The following is a 3975-nucleotide window of genomic DNA, read 5'->3' as shown; positions in this document are numbered from 1 at the left end:
GTAATATCGGTCCATGGATCCGGGGTGAGTTGTTTGAGTCCGAGAGACATCTTCCTGTCCTCCCTGTCGAGAGTAAGCACAACGGCTTCCAGTTCATCTCCAACTTTTACGAAGTCCTGTGCAGACCTCAGGTGGGTAGACCAGGACATTTCAGAGACGTGAATAAGTCCTTCTACTCCTTCGGCTACTTCCAGGAATGCACCGTAATCCGCGATAACGACTACCTTACCTTTCACCTTGTCCCCTACCTTGATCTCATCGCCCAGGGCATCCCATGGGTGTTTTTCAAGCTGCTTTAATCCTAATTGTATCCTAGATTTGTTGTCGTCGAAGTCGAGGATCACCACATTGAGCTTCTGATCCAGGTCTACCACCTCGCTTGGGTGATTGATCCTGCTCCAGGAAAGGTCGGTGATGTGGACCAAGCCATCGACCCCACCGAGGTCGATAAAGACCCCGTAAGAAGTGATGTTCTTGACCACCCCTTCGAGTACCTGTCCTTTTTCGAGCTGACTGATGATCTCTTTCTTCTGTTCCTCTATATCTGCCTCGATCAGGGCTTTGTGGGAAACCACCACGTTCTTGAATTCCTGGTTGATCTTGACGACCTTGAATTCCATGGTCTTTCCAACATACTGATCGTAGTCCCTGATGGGTTTTACATCGATCTGTGACCCGGGAAGGAAGGCTTCGATGCCGAATACATCGACGATCATACCTCCTTTGGTCCTGCACTTCACAAAACCGGTGACCACTTCTTCCTTATCATGGGCTGCGTTTACGCGATCCCAGGCTTTGATGGTCCTCGCCTTCCTGTGGGAAAGTACGAGCTGGCCGCTTTTGTCCTCGCGGATATCGATAAGTACCTCAACCTTGTCCCCTACCTTAAGTCCGGGGTTGTAGCGGAATTCGTTCAGGGAGATCACCCCTTCAGACTTGGCGTTGATGTCAATGATCGCTTCCCTATCTGTAATGTGGGTAACGGTACCTTCTACAACTTCTTCATCCGCTGTATCTACAAAATTTTCTTCTACCAGTTTTTCGAATTCCTCGAGTTTGGAATCCTCTACCCGTTCAATGCCCTCTTCGTACTTTTCCCAGTCAAAGTTCTTCAGGAATTCCTGAGGATCCTGCTTGGGGGTTTCTTTCTTCTCTGTCTGAACGGCCTCAGCTACCTGAGTTTCTTCTGTTGTTGTTTTTTCTTCAGCCATCTGCTGATTTTTGTTTGTATTCCATAAACCTCCAGGAGCGGGACCATGTCTATGGAAGGTGTTGATGTTTTTTGTTTCTCCCCTTTTCCTCCTGAATACTAGTCAAAAAGGTGTGCAAAAGTACAATTTAATTCTGGTTTTAACAATCAATTTGGCAACCCGGCCAAAAAATTAAAGATTTTGGTCTATACACCCCGTTATCCTTGGGCATTTCGTATCTTTAAAGCTGTAGCATTTAACCAATAAATAACACATTAATTAATACATTCATGAGCGTAAAAGACAAATACCAGCCCGTACTCACGCTGGGAGAGAAATTAGGTGTCAAAGACGGTAAGGTCACCGTGGAAGAAGGGGTCCTCAAGGTCAAAGGAGAGACCAAAACCCAATATGAAAAGAACTTGCTTTGGGACAAGATCAAGGAAATCGGAGGGGAAAAACCCTCTGACATCAAAGCGAATATTACCGTGTCCGATGAGAGCGTTTACCACAGGCATGTAGTGCAAAGGGGGGAGTCTCTCAGCAAGATCGCAAAACACTATTACGGCGATCCCATGAAATACAAGGCGATCTTCGCGGCCAATACGGACATCCTTAAAAATCCGGATCTCATACACCCGGACCAGGTACTGGTTATCCCGAAGATCTGATGAAGAAATCAAAAAGGCGCCAGGAGGCGCCTTTTTTATGCCGTTTCTACCCTCTTTTGGGCTAAAGACAGGGCCCTCTCCAACTGTTCCTCCTGGCTCATGGCGCTGTTGTCGATAACAATGGCGTCCTCTGCCTTCTTTAGAGGAGAATGCTCCCGGGTTGAATCCAGGAAGTCGCGCTTCTGTACATTTTCCAGTACTTCCTCGTAACTGATGAGGGCACCCCTGTCCAGCAATTCCTTGAATCTGCGGGTTGCCCTGATGTCCGGGCTGGCCGTCATAAAGATCTTTAACTCGGCTTTGGGGAAAACCACCGTACCTATGTCCCTCCCATCCATAACCAGGCCTTTTTCCCTGCCCATCTCCTGCTGGAGGGCCACCAGTTTTTTCCTCACTTCAGGTACCACGGAGATCTGACTGACAAAATTGGATACCTCCAGGGTGCGGATTTCTTTTTCTACATTCACTCCGTTCATATACATTTCTGAAAACTGCAGTTCCGGATTGTATTTGAAGCTCAGGTCGATCTTCTGCAGGTCGGCCAGGAGGGGATCCTTCCTGAAATCTCTTTCGTCTATATATCCCTTTTGAAGGGCGTAAAGAGTGATCGCCCTGTACATGGCTCCTGTGTCTACGTAAATATATCCCAGGGCCCTGGCCAGTTGTTTCGCCATCGTACTCTTACCCGTGGAGGAGTATCCGTCTATGGCGATGATTATTTTTTTCATGGGCTAAAAATACGCAGTTTCCCAGAACCTGGCATACTTCAAGAGGGGAACCGGTCATTCCTTACGGAAAAGAAATTAAAGCCTTTTGGCATTCTTTACCTTCTGATTAGTGATTGCCAGATCAATGACCTCACTCATATCGGTCACGTAATGGAATCTGAGGCCCTTCAGGTACTCCTGCTTGATCTCCAGTATATCCTTCTCGTTGTCTGCACTCAGGATGATGTCCTTGATCCTGGCGCGTTTGGCTGCCAGAATCTTCTCCTTGATACCCCCTACCGGAAGTACCTTGCCCCTGAGCGTGATCTCCCCTGTCATGGCCGTACTCTTCCTCACCTTCTTTTGGGTGAAGAGGGAGACCAGGGAGGTAAGCATCGTAATCCCCGCACTGGGCCCGTCTTTAGGTGTGGCTCCTTCGGGTACGTGGATGTGCACGTTGTACCTCCCGAAAACCGAAGGGTCTATACCGAATGCCTCTGCATTCGACTTAATGTATTCCATGGCAATAGTGGCTGACTCCTTCATTACCTGACCCAAATTCCCGGTAATATTGAGTTGCCCCTTGCCTCGGGATAGAATGGATTCGATGAACAGGATATCTCCCCCGACGCTGGTCCAGGCCAGTCCGGTCACCACCCCGGCCACTTCATTGTTCTCGTATTTGTCCCTTTCTAGTCGGGCAGGGCCCAGGACCTTTTCGATGACCTCGTTGCTGACTTTAACTTCGTATTCCTCCTCCATGGCGATCGATTTGGCTGCGTAACGCACCATTTTCGCGATCTGTTTTTCAAGGGTCCTGACCCCCGATTCACGCGTATATCCCTCCACGATCTTTTCCAGCTGTCGTTTACCTATCCTCAGATCCTTCGGGCCTAAGCCGTGTTCCTTGAGCTGTTTAGGCAAGAGGTGTCTTTTCGCGATCTCCACTTTCTCTTCTATCGTATACCCTGTGACCTTGATGATCTCCATCCTGTCCCTCAAGGCAGGCTGAATGCTGGAGAGATTGTTGGCCGTTGCGATGAACATGACCTTCGAAAGGTCGTACCCCATCTCCAGGAAATTGTCATGGAAGTCATTGTTCTGTTCCGGATCCAGGACCTCGAGCATGGCCGAAGAGGGATCGCCTTGGTAGCTGCTCGACAGTTTGTCGATCTCATCCAGGATGAAGACAGGATTGGAGGTCCCTGCTTTTTTAATATTCTGTATGATCCTCCCGGGCATGGCCCCGATATAAGTTTTGCGGTGACCTCGGATCTCGGCCTCGTCCCTTAAACCACCCAGCGACATGCGCACGTACTGCCTGCCCAAAGCCTCGGCTATGGATTTACCCAGGGAGGTCTTTCCAACCCCCGGAGGTCCGTAAAGGCAAAGAATAGGTGATTTCAT

Annotated in this window: 4 protein-coding genes; 1 reads left to right on the top strand and 3 read right to left on the bottom strand. The window is 49.0% G+C overall.

Annotated features, from left to right (window positions below; translation table 11 throughout):
- Positions 1-1211: S1 RNA-binding domain-containing protein (locus ABYP73_RS11895; RefSeq protein ID WP_372974469.1), on the bottom strand; the 1211-nt coding region annotated here is incomplete at its 3' end.
- Between the two features lie 269 nt (positions 1212-1480).
- On the opposite strand from ABYP73_RS11895, the gene ABYP73_RS11890 reads away from it, so the two are divergent.
- Positions 1481-1861 (top strand): LysM peptidoglycan-binding domain-containing protein, encoded by a 381-nt coding sequence (locus ABYP73_RS11890; protein ID WP_372946597.1) that lies wholly within the window; start codon positions 1481-1483, stop codon positions 1859-1861.
- A 35-nt stretch (positions 1862-1896) separates the two neighbouring features.
- Here the strand turns inward: ABYP73_RS11890 and cmk are convergent, their stop codons facing one another.
- Together cmk and lon are read right to left on the bottom strand one after the other, a co-directional pair.
- Positions 1897-2589 (bottom strand): (d)CMP kinase, encoded by a 693-nt coding sequence (gene cmk / locus ABYP73_RS11885; protein ID WP_372974468.1) that lies wholly within the window; start codon positions 2587-2589, stop codon positions 1897-1899.
- Positions 2590-2664: 75 nt separating this feature from the next.
- Positions 2665-3975 (bottom strand): endopeptidase La (lon, locus tag ABYP73_RS11880; protein WP_372974467.1); only part of this gene is annotated, 1311 nt, incomplete at its 5' end.

Source organism: Muriicola sp. (assembly GCF_041567615.1).
Classification (GTDB): Bacteria; Bacteroidota; Bacteroidia; order Flavobacteriales; family Flavobacteriaceae; genus Muriicola.
Note: the sequence above shows the minus strand (reverse complement) of the source record. Positions and strands in the feature narration are given on the sequence as shown.